Source organism: Pseudomonas sp. CM25 (assembly GCF_013179705.1).
Classification (GTDB): Bacteria; Pseudomonadota; Gammaproteobacteria; order Pseudomonadales; family Pseudomonadaceae; genus Aquipseudomonas.
On record NZ_JABMCW010000115.1, the window covers coordinates 1 to 15,419 of the forward strand.

Annotated in this window: 14 protein-coding genes; 7 read left to right on the top strand and 7 right to left on the bottom strand. The window is 59.4% G+C overall.

The window, feature by feature from the left end; all coding sequences use genetic code 11:
• The 5 genes from HP546_RS14160 to HP546_RS14180 all read right to left on the bottom strand — a co-directional run.
• Positions 1 to 947, bottom strand: a 947-nt coding sequence (locus tag HP546_RS14160; RefSeq protein WP_172226221.1) for an acetyl-CoA carboxylase biotin carboxylase subunit family protein, incomplete at its 3' end; no start/stop codon positions are given.
• A complete protein-coding gene (locus tag HP546_RS14165) occupies positions 940 to 1,821 on the bottom strand; it encodes an iron-containing redox enzyme family protein (RefSeq protein ID WP_172226224.1) in 882 nt (293 codons plus the stop codon). The genes HP546_RS14160 and HP546_RS14165, both read right to left, overlap by 8 nt.
• 11 nt (positions 1,822 to 1,832) lie before the next feature.
• Complete coding sequence (locus HP546_RS14170) at positions 1,833 to 2,279, bottom strand: DUF3291 domain-containing protein (protein WP_172226227.1); 447 nt, start codon at positions 2,277 to 2,279, stop codon at positions 1,833 to 1,835.
• Positions 2,254 to 2,721: a VOC family protein gene (locus HP546_RS14175; RefSeq protein WP_172226230.1), complete on the bottom strand. Its 468-nt coding sequence runs from the start codon at positions 2,719 to 2,721 to the stop codon at positions 2,254 to 2,256. Before HP546_RS14175 ends, HP546_RS14170 begins: the two co-directional genes overlap by 26 nt.
• A gap of 18 nt (positions 2,722 to 2,739) precedes the next feature.
• Positions 2,740 to 3,486, bottom strand: coding sequence for an ArpA protein (locus tag HP546_RS14180; RefSeq protein WP_172226233.1), 747 nt, complete (start codon positions 3,484 to 3,486; stop codon positions 2,740 to 2,742).
• A 515-nt stretch (positions 3,487 to 4,001) separates the two neighbouring features.
• Here HP546_RS14180 and HP546_RS14185 point away from each other — a divergent pair.
• Both HP546_RS14185 and HP546_RS14190 read left to right on the top strand, forming a co-directional pair.
• The gene (locus HP546_RS14185; RefSeq protein ID WP_172226236.1) at positions 4,002 to 4,391 is read left to right on the top strand and encodes a histone-like nucleoid-structuring protein, MvaT/MvaU family; all 390 of its coding nucleotides are present in this window, start codon (positions 4,002 to 4,004) and stop codon (positions 4,389 to 4,391) included.
• A 282-nt stretch (positions 4,392 to 4,673) separates the two neighbouring features.
• The gene (locus HP546_RS14190) at positions 4,674 to 5,999 is read left to right on the top strand and encodes an MFS transporter (RefSeq protein ID WP_172226239.1); all 1,326 of its coding nucleotides are present in this window, start codon (positions 4,674 to 4,676) and stop codon (positions 5,997 to 5,999) included.
• 217 nt (positions 6,000 to 6,216) lie between these two features.
• Here the strand turns inward: HP546_RS14190 and calA are convergent, their stop codons facing one another.
• Positions 6,217 to 7,269, bottom strand: a complete 1,053-nt coding sequence (gene calA / locus HP546_RS14195) for a vanillin reductase (protein WP_172226242.1) — start codon at positions 7,267 to 7,269, stop codon at positions 6,217 to 6,219.
• 180 nt (positions 7,270 to 7,449) lie between these two features.
• On the opposite strand from calA, the gene HP546_RS14200 reads away from it, so the two are divergent.
• The 5 genes from HP546_RS14200 to HP546_RS14220 all read left to right on the top strand — a co-directional run bounded on the left by HP546_RS14200 (position 7,450) and on the right by HP546_RS14220 (position 12,944).
• Positions 7,450 to 8,355: an AraC family transcriptional regulator gene (locus tag HP546_RS14200; protein ID WP_172226245.1), complete on the top strand. Its 906-nt coding sequence runs from the start codon at positions 7,450 to 7,452 to the stop codon at positions 8,353 to 8,355.
• An 81-nt stretch (positions 8,356 to 8,436) separates the two neighbouring features.
• The gene (locus HP546_RS14205; protein ID WP_172226248.1) at positions 8,437 to 8,847 is read left to right on the top strand and encodes a DUF2946 family protein; all 411 of its coding nucleotides are present in this window, start codon (positions 8,437 to 8,439) and stop codon (positions 8,845 to 8,847) included.
• A 68-nt stretch (positions 8,848 to 8,915) separates the two neighbouring features.
• The gene (locus HP546_RS14210) at positions 8,916 to 11,066 is read left to right on the top strand and encodes a TonB-dependent siderophore receptor (RefSeq protein WP_172226251.1); all 2,151 of its coding nucleotides are present in this window, start codon (positions 8,916 to 8,918) and stop codon (positions 11,064 to 11,066) included.
• A 93-nt stretch (positions 11,067 to 11,159) separates the two neighbouring features.
• Positions 11,160 to 11,426: a hypothetical protein gene (locus HP546_RS14215; protein WP_172226218.1), complete on the top strand. Its 267-nt coding sequence runs from the start codon at positions 11,160 to 11,162 to the stop codon at positions 11,424 to 11,426.
• A gap of 180 nt (positions 11,427 to 11,606) precedes the next feature.
• Positions 11,607 to 12,944 carry an MFS transporter gene (locus tag HP546_RS14220; protein ID WP_172226254.1) on the top strand — a complete coding sequence of 446 codons (1,338 nt, stop codon included), beginning with the start codon at positions 11,607 to 11,609 and terminating at the stop codon, positions 12,942 to 12,944.
• 119 nt (positions 12,945 to 13,063) lie between these two features.
• On the opposite strand, the gene HP546_RS14225 is transcribed toward HP546_RS14220, so the two are convergent.
• The coding region (locus HP546_RS14225) for a CusA/CzcA family heavy metal efflux RND transporter (RefSeq protein ID WP_172226257.1) at positions 13,064 to 15,419 on the bottom strand (2,356 nt) is incomplete at its 5' end.

Here is a 15,419-nt window from a genome sequence, read left to right on the forward strand (position 1 = left end):
TCTTTACTTAGATATATATCCAACGCCAATTCATAACAATCAATACCTGTGCAAACCTCAATCAACTTTGGTACAAATGCACCTGGCATGCGACCATTTTGTTCAATCAACACGGGTCCCTCCGGACCAATTTTGAACTCCACATCATTTATCCCGTAGGAGAAGCCTAGAGCGTCGTTGACATTTCTTATATAATCAAATGCCATAGCCGCCCTAAAGTCATCTAGAGCCAGCGACCGGATATTTTTATATATGCTAGGGCAGCCATGATTGGTGATTTTTTCATAAACCGCGAAGCACAGCGGTAGTTTATTGCTCCCCTCGCCATAGTTGGCGGTAACAACGAAATATTCTTCACCGGCTACATACTCCTCAACCAACGCTCTAGGATCTCTCCGTTCAGCCTCGTCGCTATACTGAATGGTTGAAATGGAGCCGACCACCTCCTCGTAGTTTGCACATATTTTCACATCCCTGCTCCCTGTCCCCCGACAGGGCTTTACTACAATGGGATATCTCAAGTGATCCAATTGCATTTTATTGAAATGTCGTAGCACTACCTCTACGCCCGAGGCGACCGAAATACCCTTCTCTAAAAGTGCACTTTTCTGATGCGCTTTATCGAAACGTGACAGTGAAGTCTTCATCCAGTTACCCACTAAGCCATAATGATCACTTAGTTCATCCGCAAGACTGAGACCGAGATCTGAACCGGGCAACACCGCACACACTTCAAACTGAGTCAGCATGCCAATCGCTGACACAGCATCTTGCGCATAAATAATGTGCTGAAACTCATTCAAATTTTGCAGACGCCTAAGTCCGACCGACAACTTCTTGACGCTAATCAAAGCAACAGCACGGTACTTCTTGGCCTGGATAGCTGTACCGTAATGGAGTGCTGAGCTTAAAGGATCAACGACTACAACAGCCAGGCTATCAGTCATTGTCCAGCCCTCGCATCAGATCGTACATATGGTTATAATAACGAAGGGCTACATTATAACGAATAGCGACTCCTAAACCCATTTCTCTAATTACTTCACTGCCACAATTTCCATAATGTTCTAAAACTACCTCTAACCAGGCTCGACTGTGACAGGCATCAATGCCTATATGTGCTTTATGATAAGCAATCACGTTATCAGGTTGTTTAAGACGCTCCAGACCCTCCGTAGTCGCTCGAAAACGCACGGGGGCAGAACCTTCAACTAGGCCTATTGCTCCGATCAGCCTCACATTGTACTCACGCCGCATCGACCACATTAATAGCATATTCCCGTTCATCAGACACTCAAGCGTTGGCTGCTCAACCGAAATACCAAGTCTCTTCAAGACTTTCCGCATATGGTTTGATGACTCTTTAAACATCGATGTATGGACACGCGAAAAATCCCCATTCCCCATTTCATCCCAATAATTTCTGCCAGCAACCATCTTAGGTTCAATCGGCATTCCCAGCTGAACTGTAGCCATAAGATCATCAAACGAACCATCGACAAGTTCCTCCATGCAAATATAGTATGCAATTTGTTTCAGACTAGCTTGCCCTCGAAGGAATTCTATGAAAAAATGAATATCTAAGTTCATCTTCCGCTCCATCATCACATACCATTCGATAAATTCCTTTTTGCCCTTAGGCAGCGATTCGACCTCCACTTTTTGCTCTTCCGCTGCAACCCAATCACTTTCTATTTCATAGATTTCGCGCCTCAAAAATTCCAATGAAGGCCCGTTAGATATCAAGCTTTCAGGAGAACCCAAAAATTTCTTATAAAATCCAGCAAGCAACTGCTGTGCTGGAAGATTCACATTATTCATATGTTTCCCTCTCAAAATAAAACAATCGGAAGATCGCTGCTTTTTAGATCAAACGCATGATAGGACGGACCTTTTTCATAGAGATATATCAAACGCTCATGCGCCTCTTGCAGTGTCGGCATATGATTGACAGGCACCCACCAGAGAACAAGTCTGGCATGCTGCAACTTGTGGAACCATTTGCGGCCGGATTTCATCATTTCCAAATGAGCTGATTGGTAAAGAAAATTCCTCAGAGAAGCTACATCGTCCCATGTGGAGAGCGTATACAGATAGTTATCCCCCCATAACCTTTCCAGAGTCTCAATATCTTCTTCGGTTTCGCGCCATATGAAGCCCGCGGCGTTGTCAGCCAAGCTATTTATATAATCAACGTTATTATAAAAGCCAGACATCCTCCGATCCAACCTTGAGTACTTTGGTTTTACGAGATCAAATTGCGCCAAAATTTTTTTCATGGTTTTCCCAGCTCTGAACTTCTATGATATTTCTATCCACATCTCGTGCGTAGACGAAAGTACAGGTACCTAGGCCTTCAACCGGAACGATGGACATTCGCCCCAACATTGACCCACCGCATCGAATGATGTTTGAGCAAACTGCTTCAAGGTCCGAAACTTCAAATGCTAAGTGGGTGATTCCTCTTGAATTACCAAGCTTGACTGATTCAACACATTGCCAATCGTACTCAAAAATTTCTAACGTAGGACCACACGTACACCCTGGCAGCTTCAGATGTACACCGTCGATATGAGCATTTGCTACACCTGTCCCCTTGGAAACCTCGGCTCCCGACAAATGTCTTACGGGCCCTTCGACAACGCAGCCGAAGACGTCCATGTAGAATTTCGAGAGTCTTTTCCAGTCTTTCGTCACGATGTTTACATGTGAAAACCTCATAACCAAATTACCCCTAGCTCAATCACGAAACACAAAGGTCTCATGCTCAACAAGACGATCCTTGTCCTTCGCACGCTCCCACGTCGTATTTAGAATTACTCGATCCACTGAAACAGTTAGCGGCTTAACTCTATGAAGAGTCGTGTCCGCCTTGAGTAGATACACATCGCCCGCCTCGTGGAAATACGAATCGATTTTGTTTTTTACCAGTAGATTTTCGACACGAGGATTTTTTTTGTCCCAACGCGTATGAGGAACACACTCCAGTAATCCCCCGCATTCAATTTGCGGGGCTTCTACGACCCAAATGATAGTATAAGGATAGTCCCCCCAGTGCCAGCCGTGGGTATCTCCCTCTTTATGCTGGCAGTTGATTATATAGTTATCCCACTTCCATGGCGTGGGGATCACACTTTCCCCTACGATAGCTTCGATCAGACCCGACATATAATTAGAATTATAAACCAGCGGTATCCATTGACCGTTCTGTTCAATACATTCCTGAGGGACATTACTCAAATACCTCGGCGTATTGCCAGTTGACTCAATCAGAAACTCTCTTCGCTTGGAGAATGCCAACAACAAATTCTTGACATCTTTCGCTATTAACTCCTTGATCGCCGCACCCACTAAGTCATTAATTTTAAGATACCCATCTTTTTCGAATTTATGTCTCTCCCAAAAAAAGTCGCGTTCAGAGAATGGATTTTCTTCAAGAACACTCAGGATATTGGCGTGATTGTGATCAGCATTAGGAACCGACATAGTTTACTCTCTTATGAATGGCTGGCGTTCAGGTCGACGAGGACACCTTATAATCTATCTAATACATAGATAAAGTAGCTCAATGGAAGTTTATAAATTCTTGATGAGAAGGAATGCGGAAGTCACCCGTGACGTCACAGACTGAGATACAAAGTAGGCCTTCTCACTCTGACCATTTCGTGTCACTGACGGGAGGAAATTCAGTCTTGCCCAAACTCGAAGAACACCGATGGCTTTAAACCCTTTCGAGAAAGCCTGCCTATTGCTCAATAGTTCAGACCGGGCGGGATACAACTTTTCTACATAATAACAGACGACTCTACCGGACAACCTGCTTTACCGTACGTCGTTTGAAACTCACTCTTGCAGGAAAAATCCTACAAAGGCTTGCCGGCATTAAACAATCTTGCCGTTAACGGTCGTCGGCTGCCCGAAAATCCCACAAATTATTTCAACACTTGCGCTGGTCGTGAAAATCCACTAACACTGATCCCACTACCTACTGGAGATAAACCATGTCCCGCCTTGCCGAATTCCGCGCCCTGGAGCGCCTGCTCGCTGCTAAAAAATCCGAACTTTCCTTCATCAAGGTCAATCCCCATTTCAAACGCGAATTCGAATTCGAATGCAAACTCCACGACTTGCTTGCCGAATACCAGTTCAACCTGTCGAATGTCGTGGCCATCCTCGAGAGCCAGAGCCGGCAGGAATACGACGATAGTTATCAGCATTGGTCTCGTCTAGCACCATCCCCGCGTTACCGCGCGCGGCAAAGCAAGTACTACAAGAACCCGTACACGGGCGAGGTGGTGGAAGCGAAAAGCACTTTGCACAAGACAGTGCGATCGTGGATCGAGCAATACGGCCGCGCCGAGGTCGAGCGCTGGGCTACTGCCTGGGCCTGAATGCACGCTGGCATGACGTCCATAACCCGCACTTCCCCCCTCCCGCTCGACTTGCGCCATCCTGTATCCAGCGCCAGTCCCGACTACCTTCATCAATTGACCGGCCCCTGCCCCACACGCAGGCAACGCAACCGTTCGATAACCGAACAGTAGCCCGTCTCTCGAATTGACGCTGCCGGCATCACTGCTCACCATGCACCGGCCTTGCGTGCCCTCTGCCCGGTAACTGGTCACGTACCCGTAGCACCGCAGCTGACTACAATTTCAAGAAACGAGCAGTCTATGAACCATTCCAAGATCACCCCCGCCGCCACCCGGATGCCTCAGGGTTCGATCGGCGACAAGCTTCGCGGCGCCTTCGGCGTCGGCAAGACCCGCTGGGGCATGCTTGCCCTGGTGTTCTTCGCCACCACCCTGAACTACATCGACCGCGCCGCACTCGGCATCATGCAGCCGGTGCTGGCCAAGGAAATGAGCTGGACGGCGATGGACTACGCCAACATCAATTTCTGGTTCCAGGTCGGCTATGCGATCGGCTTCCTGCTGCAGGGCCGTTTGATCGACAAGGTCGGAGTAAAGCGCGCGTTCTTCTTTGCCGTGCTGCTATGGAGCCTGGCCACCGGGGCCCACGGCCTGGCCACCTCGGCGGCCGGTTTCATGGTTTGCCGTTTCATTCTTGGTCTGACCGAGGCCGCCAACTACCCGGCCTGCGTGAAGACCGTACGCCTGTGGTTCCCGGCGGGTGAGCGGGCGATTGCCACCGGCCTGTTCAATGCGGGTACCAACGTCGGCGCCATGGTCACCCCGGCGCTGCTGCCGGTGATCCTGGCGGTGTGGGGCTGGCAGGCCGCGTTTATCGCCATGGGCAGCCTGGGCCTGGTGTGGGTGGTGCTGTGGCTGCTGAAGTACTACAACCCTGAAGACCACCCCAGCGTGCGCCAAAGCGAGGTCGAGTACATCCAGCAGGATGACGAGCCCGAGCCCACTCGCGTGCCATTCAGCCGCATCTTGCGCTTGCGTGGCACCTGGGCGTTCGCAGTGGCCTATGCGATTACTGCGCCGGTGTTCTGGTTCTACCTGTACTGGCTGCCGCCGTTCCTCAACCAGCAATACAGCCTGGGCATCGACGTGACCCAGATGGGCATCCCGCTGATCATCATCTGGCTGACTGCAGACTTTGGCAGCATCGGTGGCGGCATCCTGTCGTCCTGGCTGATCGGACGCGGCGTGCGCGCAACCACTGCGCGGTTGGTGTCGATGCTGATCTTTGCCTGCACCATGCTCAGCGTCACCTTCGCGGCAAACGCCAGCGGCCTGTGGGTCGCAGTGGCGGCCATCTCGCTGGCGGTGGGTGCGCACCAGGCGTGGACGGCGAACATCTGGAGCCTGGTGATGGACTACACACCCAAGCACCTGGTGAGCACAGTGTTCGGCTTCGGCAGCATGTGCGCGGCGATTGGCGGCATGTTCATGACGCAGATTGTCGGTAGCGTGCTGACTGCTACCCACAACAACTATGCCGTGTTGTTCACCATGATTCCGGCCATGTACTTCCTGGCGTTGGTGTGGATGTACTTCATGGCGCCGCGCAAGATCGAGAGCGCCTGAGGACGTTAGCCATTTACCTCTACGGGGCCCTTGCGGGCCCTTTTTTTGCCTGGGTGACCGGACCTGCTGAATGCGCCGGGGTGATCGCCGGCAGGCCAGCCCATGGGGATCGCGTCAGGGCTGACAAGGGCCTGCCGCAAGGCCTGCAGCAACCGTTAGCCTTGATGCGATCCCCGTAGCTTCCCCCGCGCAGAGGCCACCTCAGGCAACCGATCAATCAGCGCTGCAACGTGGCCATGTCGATCACGAATCGATACTTCACATCCCCGGCAATCATCCGCTCATACGCCTGGTTGATATTGCGGATATCCAGCATCTCAATATCACAGCGAATGTCATGCTCGGCACAGAAATCCAGCACCTCCTGGGTTTCAGCGACCCCACCGATCAACGACCCTGCCAGCACCCGGCGCTTCATCACCAGGTTGGCAGCATGCACCGCCGGGTCGATCGGTTCGATCAGGCCGACCAGGATGTGCACGCCATCGAACTTCAGCGTTTCAAGGTACGGGTTGAGGTCGTGCTGCACCGGAATGGTATCGAGCAGGAAATCGAAACGGCCGGCAGCGGCGCGCATCTGTTCAGCATCGGTGGACACGATCACGTGGTCGGCGCCTTGTCGGCGGGCTTCCTCGGCCTTGGCCTGGGAGCGGGTGAACAAGGTCACTTCGGCGCCCAGGGCCTTGGCCAGCTTGATGCCCATGTGGCCCAGACCACCCATGCCGAGGATGCCGATCTTGTGGCCCGGGCCGACGCCATGATGCTTGAGCGGCGAATAGGTGGTGATGCCGGCGCACAGGATCGGCGCGGCGCTGGGCAGGTCCATGCCGGCCGGGATACGCAGCACAAAGTGCTCACTGACCACGATGCTGCTGGAGTAACCGCCCATGGTGTTGCTGCCGTCGACGCGGTCGGGGGTGGCATAGGTCATGGTCGGGCCTTCCAGGCAGTACTGCTCCAGATCCTTGGCGCAGGCCTCGCAGTGGCGGCAGGAGTCGACCATGCAGCCGACGCCAACCAGGTCGCCGACCTTGTGCGCCGTCACCTGGCCACCCACCGCAGTGACGCGGCCGATGATCTCGTGGCCAGGCATCAGCGGGTACACGGCGATGCCCCATTCGTTGCGCGCCTGGTGGATGTCGGAGTGGCACACGCCGCAGTACAGGATCTCGATCGCGACGTCGTCCGGGCGCGGGCTGCGGCGCTCGAAGGTCATGGGGGCCAGGGGGCTGGTGGGGGTTTGGGCGGCGTAACCAATGGCAGTGTACATGCAGGGCCTCGCAGTGAAGTGAAACGATTCAGGCGGCGCATTCTGCGCGTGGTTTACCGCCGCGCCCACGGCTGATCCTCCGGCATGCATGCCTGATTCTCCGAAGATGCCATAGGACACCTGGCGCTCTGCCTCCAATCTGCGATGATCAGGCTGTCTGATTCTCTGCCTTGGTTCACTATGCAACTGACCCGCCACGTCGATGCCAATGCGCCGCTCTGCGAACTGATTCGCAGCCTCGCCACCCGCCCGGGTTTCGTGTCCACGCATTTGCCCCAGGTGCAGGTACTCAGCTGGGACCACTATGTGGCCAGCAGCCCGCAGATCTATGAGCCCAGCCTGATGATCCTGGCGCAGGGCAGCAAGCTGGCCCGCCTCGGCCCACGCACCCTGGAATACGGCGCGGGGCACTACCTGGTGCAGGCATTGTCGGTGCCGTTCATGTGTGAAACCTTCGCCACCCGCGAAGCGCCGTTGCTGGGGGTGGCGGTGGACATCGACCGTGCCGTGCTCGGTGAACTGGTGCAGCGCATGGACCTGGCGCCGGACGTTGCGGTGCAGGCGCAAACACCGCAATCGATGACCTCGGCGGCGCTGGACGCACCCATGCGCGAAAGCGTGGAGCGCTTGCTGCGCTGCCTGCAGGACCCGCTGGACGCCAAAGTGCTAGGCGCGTCGCGGGTCCGCGAGGTGCTGTACACCGCCCTGCGCGGCCCGCAAGCCGGCGTGTTGCGGGCACTGGTGGAGCAACAGGGGCACTTCGCCCGCATCGGCGCCGCCCTCGCTCACCTGCGCGAGCACTACACCGAACCGCTGAGCGTGGAGGCGCTGGCGGCACGCGCCAACATGAGTGTTTCCACGTTCCACGAGCATTTCAAACGTTGCACCGACATGGCGCCGATGCAGTACCTCAAGCGCCTGCGGTTGCTGAAGGCGCAGCAGATGCTGATCGGCGAAGGCCTTGGGGTGGCGCAGGCGGCACACCGGGTGGGCTACCAGAGCACGTCGCAGTTCAGCCGCGAGTACAAGCGCCAGTTCGAGCGCAGCCCGGGGGACGAGTTGCCCTACCAGAGTTTGCCGGTTTGAGGCGACAGGGCTGCAAGGCAGCGTGAAATTGTAGCGTCAAAGAGCTACCCGACCGTTCATCCGGGTGGTAGATTCGCCGCCATGAAAACCACCCGGCACACTCGCACGCTGACTGCCTGGACGCTCTATGCCAGCGTCCTGTTCAGCCTGTTGCTGTGCGGCCTGCATCATGGCCAGATGGGCGGCCTGCGCCTGGCTGGCCTGGAAGGCGGTTTCTGCTCGGTCAACAGCGAACACGGCGTGGCCATCGACCTCGATGGCGCCGGCGGTGACCAGCACATGGCCCAGCTCGACTGCCCGGTGTGCTCCTCATTTGGCCTGGCCGTGCCGCTCGGCAGCAGCGGCTGGTCGCTCACCCCGGCGCAAGCCGTTGCCAACTCGCCCATCGTCGTGCGCAGCTGGGCGCAGCCGCCCCCGCGCTACCTACGCCCCGCGCTCAATCCTCGCGCCTCCCCCACAGCCATCCCCGCAGCCATACTTCATCTCGCCTGACCTCAGCCGGGCGCGCCTGCCTGCGCGCTCGCGGTCAGCCATGACCTTTGCGTGGAAGACACATCAACATGCTTCGCCATTCCTCCCTGGTGCTCCTGATGGGCACCTGCAGCTTTGCCTGGGCCGACGGCGCCGCCGTGGAACTGGGCGCCACCACCATCGACGGTGAGCGCGACCCCGCCAGCGGCGTACAACTGGACGAGCCGATCCGCACGGGCTCACGCCTGGGCCTGACCGCGCGGGAAACGCCCGCCTCGGTCAGTGTCTCGGACCGCCGCCTGATCGAAGAACGCGGCGCCAAGGACAGCCAGGACGTGATCAACGCCATGACCGGCGTCAACGCCTCGGCAAACCCCGGCTTTGGCGGTTTCGTCGCCTACCGCGGCTTCACCCAGAATCAGGTCACCCAGTTGTACAACGGCATCAACCTGGGCTACAGCAGTGCCACCCGACCGATAGATGCCTGGGTGCTCGACCGGGTCGAGCTGATCGGCGGCCCCTCCTCGTTCCTGCATGGCGCCGGTGCGGTGGGCGGCTCGATCAACTACATCAGCAAGCTGGCCAGCCGCGACCAGCAAATCGTCGACGGCCGTATCCGCTACGGCAGTTTCGACGACAGCGAAGTGGCGTTCGGCATCAACCAGGCACTGGCCAGCAACCCGGCCGACGCCCGGAACTTCGCCCGCCTGGACTTTAGCCGCGGGCATGGCAACGGCTACGTCGACCGCAACGAGCGGCACAGCGACAGCCTGGCGTTCTCGCTGCTCAGCGATCTGGCGCCCAACCTCACCCACACCCTGGCGCTGGAGTATCAGGAAGACCGCGAAGACAGCCCCTACTGGGGCTCGCCGATCCTCCCCGGGCGCAGCACGATGAAAATCGACAACAGCCGCCGCTTCGAAAACTACAACGTCGCCGACGGCCGCTACGAGCAGCGGGTGCGCTGGCTGCGCTCGATCCTCGATTACCAGGTCAGCGACAGCACCAGCGTGCAGAACACCCTGTACCACTACAACGCCCAGCGCGATTACCGCAACCTCGAACGCTACGCCTATACACCCGACGGCAAAGTGCAGCGCAGCAGCCCCTACCTGCAAAGCCACCAGCAGAACCTGCTGGGCGACCGCCTCGAAGTGCGCCACGACAACCAGCTGCTTGGCCTGGCCAGCCAGTGGTCGCTGGGGCTGGAATACTCGCGCATGCGCCAGACCCTCTACCCCACTTCCAGCAGCTGGAGCGATGTGGTGGATGCCGAGCACTTCGACCCCGGCAGCTTCGATGACATACCCGGGGTCAATGCCGGCCTGACCAAGCAACGCCGCCACGAGGTAACCAACCGCGCGGTGTTTGCCGAAAACCGCCTGCAGCTCACCGAGCGCCTGGCCCTGCTGACCGCCCTGCGCTACGACTACCTGGACATGCAGGTAACCAACTACGGTGCGGTCACGCCAACCTCGCCGGCGTATTTCGAGCGCCGCTGGGAACCGCTGTCCGGGCGCATCGGCCTGACCTATGCGTTGACCGCCAACGCCAGCCTTTATGCGCAGTACAGCAGTTCGGCCGACTTGCCTGCCGGTTCGCTGGCGGCAGCGACCTATTCCAACGTGGGGTTGTTCGACCTGTCCAAAGGCGAGCAGTGGGAGGTGGGCAGCAAGTTCGATTTCCTCGATGGGCGCGGCGCGGCCACGCTGGCGCTGTACCAGATCGTGCGCAAGGACTTTGCCGTACGCGACTCGAACGACGCCAACCTCACGGTCCAGGCCGGACAGCAGACCTCGCGGGGCGTGGAGTTGTCCGGGCGCCTGCAGGTAACGCCGAGACTGCTGGCCGAGGCCAACTATGCCTATGTCGATGCGCAATACGATGAGTTCAACGAGGCGGTCAACGGCGTGTCGGTGTCGCGCAAGGGCAACGCCCCGGTGAACGTGCCGGCCAGTGTCGCCAACCTGTGGCTGACCTACAGCCTGTCCGCGGCGTGGTCGGTGGGCGCGGACGGGCGCTACGTGGGTTCGGTGTATGCCGACAACGCCAACAGCCTCAAGGCCCCGGCGTACACGCTGTTCGGCGCCTTCGCCCGCTACCGGCTGGATGAGCAGACCACGCTTACCGGGCGCGTGCGCAACCTGACCGACGAGGTGTACGCCAAGCAGGCCTACAGCAGCCAGTACTACATGGGGCCACCGCGCACCGTCGAACTGGCGCTGGACATGCGCTTCTGATGCACAGGGCGATGCCGGCCTGGTGCTGGCATCGTCCTTAAGGGCAGTTCCTACGCACAAACTCCACAAAACCGTCGACCGCCCTGAGTGATAATGGTCGTCATCACCCATGCCGGCATGAAAGCTGGCCCCTGCATCATCAAGGAAGTCCCTCTGTTCAGACCGTTGTCCCCAGCGCTGGTGGTTGTCACCCTCATCGCGCTGACAGGCTGCCAGAGCCGTCCTGCCTCCGAGCCCGACACGCTCAGCCTGCAAACCTTCACCCGTGACATGCAGCAAGCGTTGCAACTCGGTATCGCCACCGCCGATACCGGCGAGCCTGACGCTGGACCTGAGCCGGCTGCCCGGCTTCAGTACTGACGAACAGGGCAAGGCCCAGGGCTACAGCGAACTCGAATACGCGCCGTGGAAGGTCGGGAGACTGTAAGAACACTGCGCCCCTGGTTGAATCGAATATCCCGAGGTCGCCCTCGACACAGCACCCTTGCGCTCCCGGTTATCTACTGGCGAATACTACCAATGGAACCGGAGAGCCCCCGCATGCCCGCACCTCATGAGGTATCCCCCGCCACCCTGCGCCGGGTGATCGCTGCCTCGGCCATCGGCAACTTCGTCGAATGGTTCGACTTTGCCGTCTACGGCTTTCTCGCCACGCTGATCGCCAGCCAGTTCTTTGCCAGCGAGGACGCCAGCGTAGCCTTGCTCAAGACCTTTGCGGTGTTCGCCGTGGCCTTTGCCCTGCGCCCACTGGGCGGCATCGTGTTCGGTGCGCTGGGCGACCGGCTGGGGCGCAAGCGCATCCTGTCGCTGACCATCCTGCTTATGGCCGGCTCCACAACCCTGATCGGCCTGTTGCCAACCTACGCCAGCATCGGCCTGGCCGCCCCCGTGCTGCTGACCCTGGCGCGCTGCCTGCAGGGCTTTTCTGCCGGTGGCGAGTATGCCGGTGCCTGCGCCTACCTGATGGAGCACGCGCCCAGCGACAAGCGAGCCTTTTATGGCAGTTTCGTACCGGTCTCGACCTTTTCCGCCTTTGCCTGTGCAGCGGTGATCGCCTATGGCCTGGAGGCCAGCCTGTCTGCCGAGGCCATGAGTGCCTGGGGCTGGCGTGTTCCGTTCCTGATCGCGGCACCGTTGGGGCTGGTCGGGCTGTACCTGCGCTGGCGCATGGAAGAAACCCCGGCCTTCCGTGAAGCGGTCGCTCAAGGCAAGCAGCACGAACACTCGCCTCTCAAGGAAACCCTGCGTCACCATGGCCGGGCGATTCGTAACCTGGGCGCTTTCATCTCGCTGACGGCGCTGTCGTTCTACATGTTCACCACCTACTTCGCCACGTACCTGCAACTGGTCGGCAACCTGACCCGTGCGCAGTCGCTGCTGGTAACCACCGTGGCCCTGCTCTTCGCCGCCGTCGGCTGCCCGCTGGCCGGGGCGTTCTCGGACCGGGTCGGGCGGCGCAAGACCATCGGCTTTACCTGCCTGTGGGTGATGCTGTGCGTGTTCCCGGCGTATTGGCTGGCCAGCTCCGGTTCGCTGTCGGGCGCACTGCTGGGGGTGATACTGCTGGCGGTGGGGGCATTGTGCAGCGGCGTGGTGACCGCGGCGTTGCTGTCGGAAAGTTTCCCTACCCGCACCCGCTATACCGCCTCGGCGATTACCTACAACGTCGCCTACACATTGTTTGGCGGTACCGCGCCGCTGGTGGCGACCTGGCTGATCGGGCAGACCGGCAGCAGCCTGGCCCCGGCGTTCTACCTGGTGGTGATTGCCCTGGTGGCGTTGGTCGGGGGGTTGGCGTTGCCGGAGACTTCGCGGATTTCGTTGCATGATGACGTGGCGGCGGACGGCGCTAGCGGTGAGGCTCGTCGTACCGTTTGAAATCCTGGGGCCGCTGCGCGGCCCATCGCCGCGGTTCGTCGCCACGACAAGCCAGCTCCCACAGGGATTGCGTCAAGGCCGACAGCCGCGATCCCTGTGGGAGCTGGCGCCCCGGATTATCAGCCCTCCTGCGCCTCCTCCTCCCGCCGATACGCCCACTGATACAGCGCCGGCAACACCAGCAATGTCAGTGCGGTAGACGACAAGATCCCGCCAATCACCACGGTCGCCAGCGGCCGTTGCACCTCTGCCCCGGTTCCGGTAGCCAAGGCCATCGGGATGAACCCAAGCGACGCCACCAGTGCCGTCATCAGCACCGGCCGCAACCGCGTCAGCGCGCCCTCCTCGACCGCCACCCGCAACGTGCGCCCTTCCTCACGCAAGCCACGGATGAAGGCGATCATCACCAGCCCGTTGAGCACCGCTACCCCGGACAGGGCAATGAACCCCACCCCGGCAGAAATGGACAGCGGAATATCCCGCAGCCATAGCGCCAGCACCCCACCGGTAAGGGCGAACGGAATGCCGGTAAATACCAGCAGCCCATCCCTGAGGTTGTTGAACATCATCAGCAACAGCGCCATGACCAGCAGCAAGGCTACCGGCACCACCACCTGCAGCCGCTCGGTCGCCGACTGCAACTGCTCGAACTGGCCACCCCAACGCGTCCAGTAACCCGGCGGTATCGGCACTTGGCCAATCAACGCCTGTTCGGCCTCATCGACAAACGAGCCCAGGTCACGCCCGCGCACATTGGCACTGACCACCACCACCCGCTTGCCGTCCTCACGGCTGACCTGGTTGGGCCCAAGCTGCAGGTTCAGCGTGGCCACCTGCGACAGCGGGATAAAGCCGATTTGCCCGGTGCCCGCAGTGGCACTGGCCGGCACCGGGATCAACAGGCTGGCCAGCCCGTCGACATCGGTGCGCAGGGTTTCCGAAAGGCGCACCACCATATCGAAGCGACGGTCGCCTTCATACAGGGTGCCGGCCGTACGGCCACCCACGGCGATGGCGATGGCATCCTGTACGTCGCCCACATTCAGGCCATGGCGGGCGGCCTTGTCGCGGTCGATGTCGATGGTCAGCACCGGCAGGCCGGTGGTCTGCTCGACCTTCACCTCCGAGGCGCCAGGCACGCCCTGCAGGCTGCTGGCGATCTGCGCAGCGGTGCGGTTGAGCACGTCCATGTCATCACCGAACAGTTTCACCGCCACATCACTGCGCACCCCGGAAATCAGCTCGTTGAAGCGAAGCTGAATCGGCTGCGACAGCTCGTGATTGCTGCCCGGCACGCTGGCCGCAGCCCGCTGCACCTCGGCGATCAATTCGTCCCGTGGCTTGCCCGGGTCGGCCCATTGCGCAGTTGGACGCAGCATCACATAGGCGTCGGAAATGTTCGGCGGCATCGGGTCGGAGGCAATTTCGGCCGTGCCGGTACGGGCGAACACCCGTTCCACTTCCGGCACCTGGGCTATGATCGCCCGTTCCAGACGCTGCTGCATGTCCACCGACTGCGACAGGCTGGTACCCGGCACGCGCAGGGCCTGCAGGGCAAAGTCCCCCTCGCTGAGGCTGGGGATGAACTCGCTGCCCATGCGGCTGGCCATCACCCCGGACAACACCACCAGGGTGGCGGCGGCGGTGAACGCCAGCTTGCGCCGGACCAGCACCCAGGCCAGCACCGGGGCATAGCGCTGGCGCGCGGTACGCATCACCAGGCCTTCCTCTTCCTTGACCTTGCCGGTGACGAACAGCGCGAGGGCCGCGGGCACGAAGGTCACCGAGAGGATCATGGCGCCGAGCAGGGCCATGACCACGGTAAAGGCCATGGGGTGGAACATCTTGCCCTCGACCCCGGTCAGGGCGAAGATCGGCAGGTACACCACCATGATGATGAGCTGCCCGTAGATCAGCGGCCGACGCGCCTCGCGGGCGGCGGCAAACACTTCATGGAAGCGCTCGCTGCGGGTCAGCATGCGGCCATGCCGTTGCTGGGCATGTGCCAGGCGGCGGATAGCGTTTTCCACGATCACCACCGCGCCGTCGACGATGATGCCGAAGTCCAGCGCACCCAGGCTCATCAGGTTGGCGCTGACCTTGTTGCTGAACATGCCGGTAAAGGTGAACAGCATCGACAGCGGAATGACCATGGCGGTAATCAGTGCAGCGCGGATGTTGCCCAGGAACAGGAACAGCACGGCGATGACCAGGATGGCGCCTTCGACCAGGTTCTTCTTCACCGTGGCAATGGCTTTTTCCACCAGGTTGGTGCGGTCGTACACCGTCACCGCGACCACGCCCTTGGGCAGATTGCGGTTGATCTCGACCAGCTTGGCAGCCACCGCCTGGGACACCGTGCGGCTGTTCTCGCCGATCAGCATGAACACCGTGCCCAACACCACCTCGCGGCCGTTTTCGGTTGCCGCGCCCGAACGCAGTTCCTCGCCCAGGCCAACCTGGGCGACATGGCTG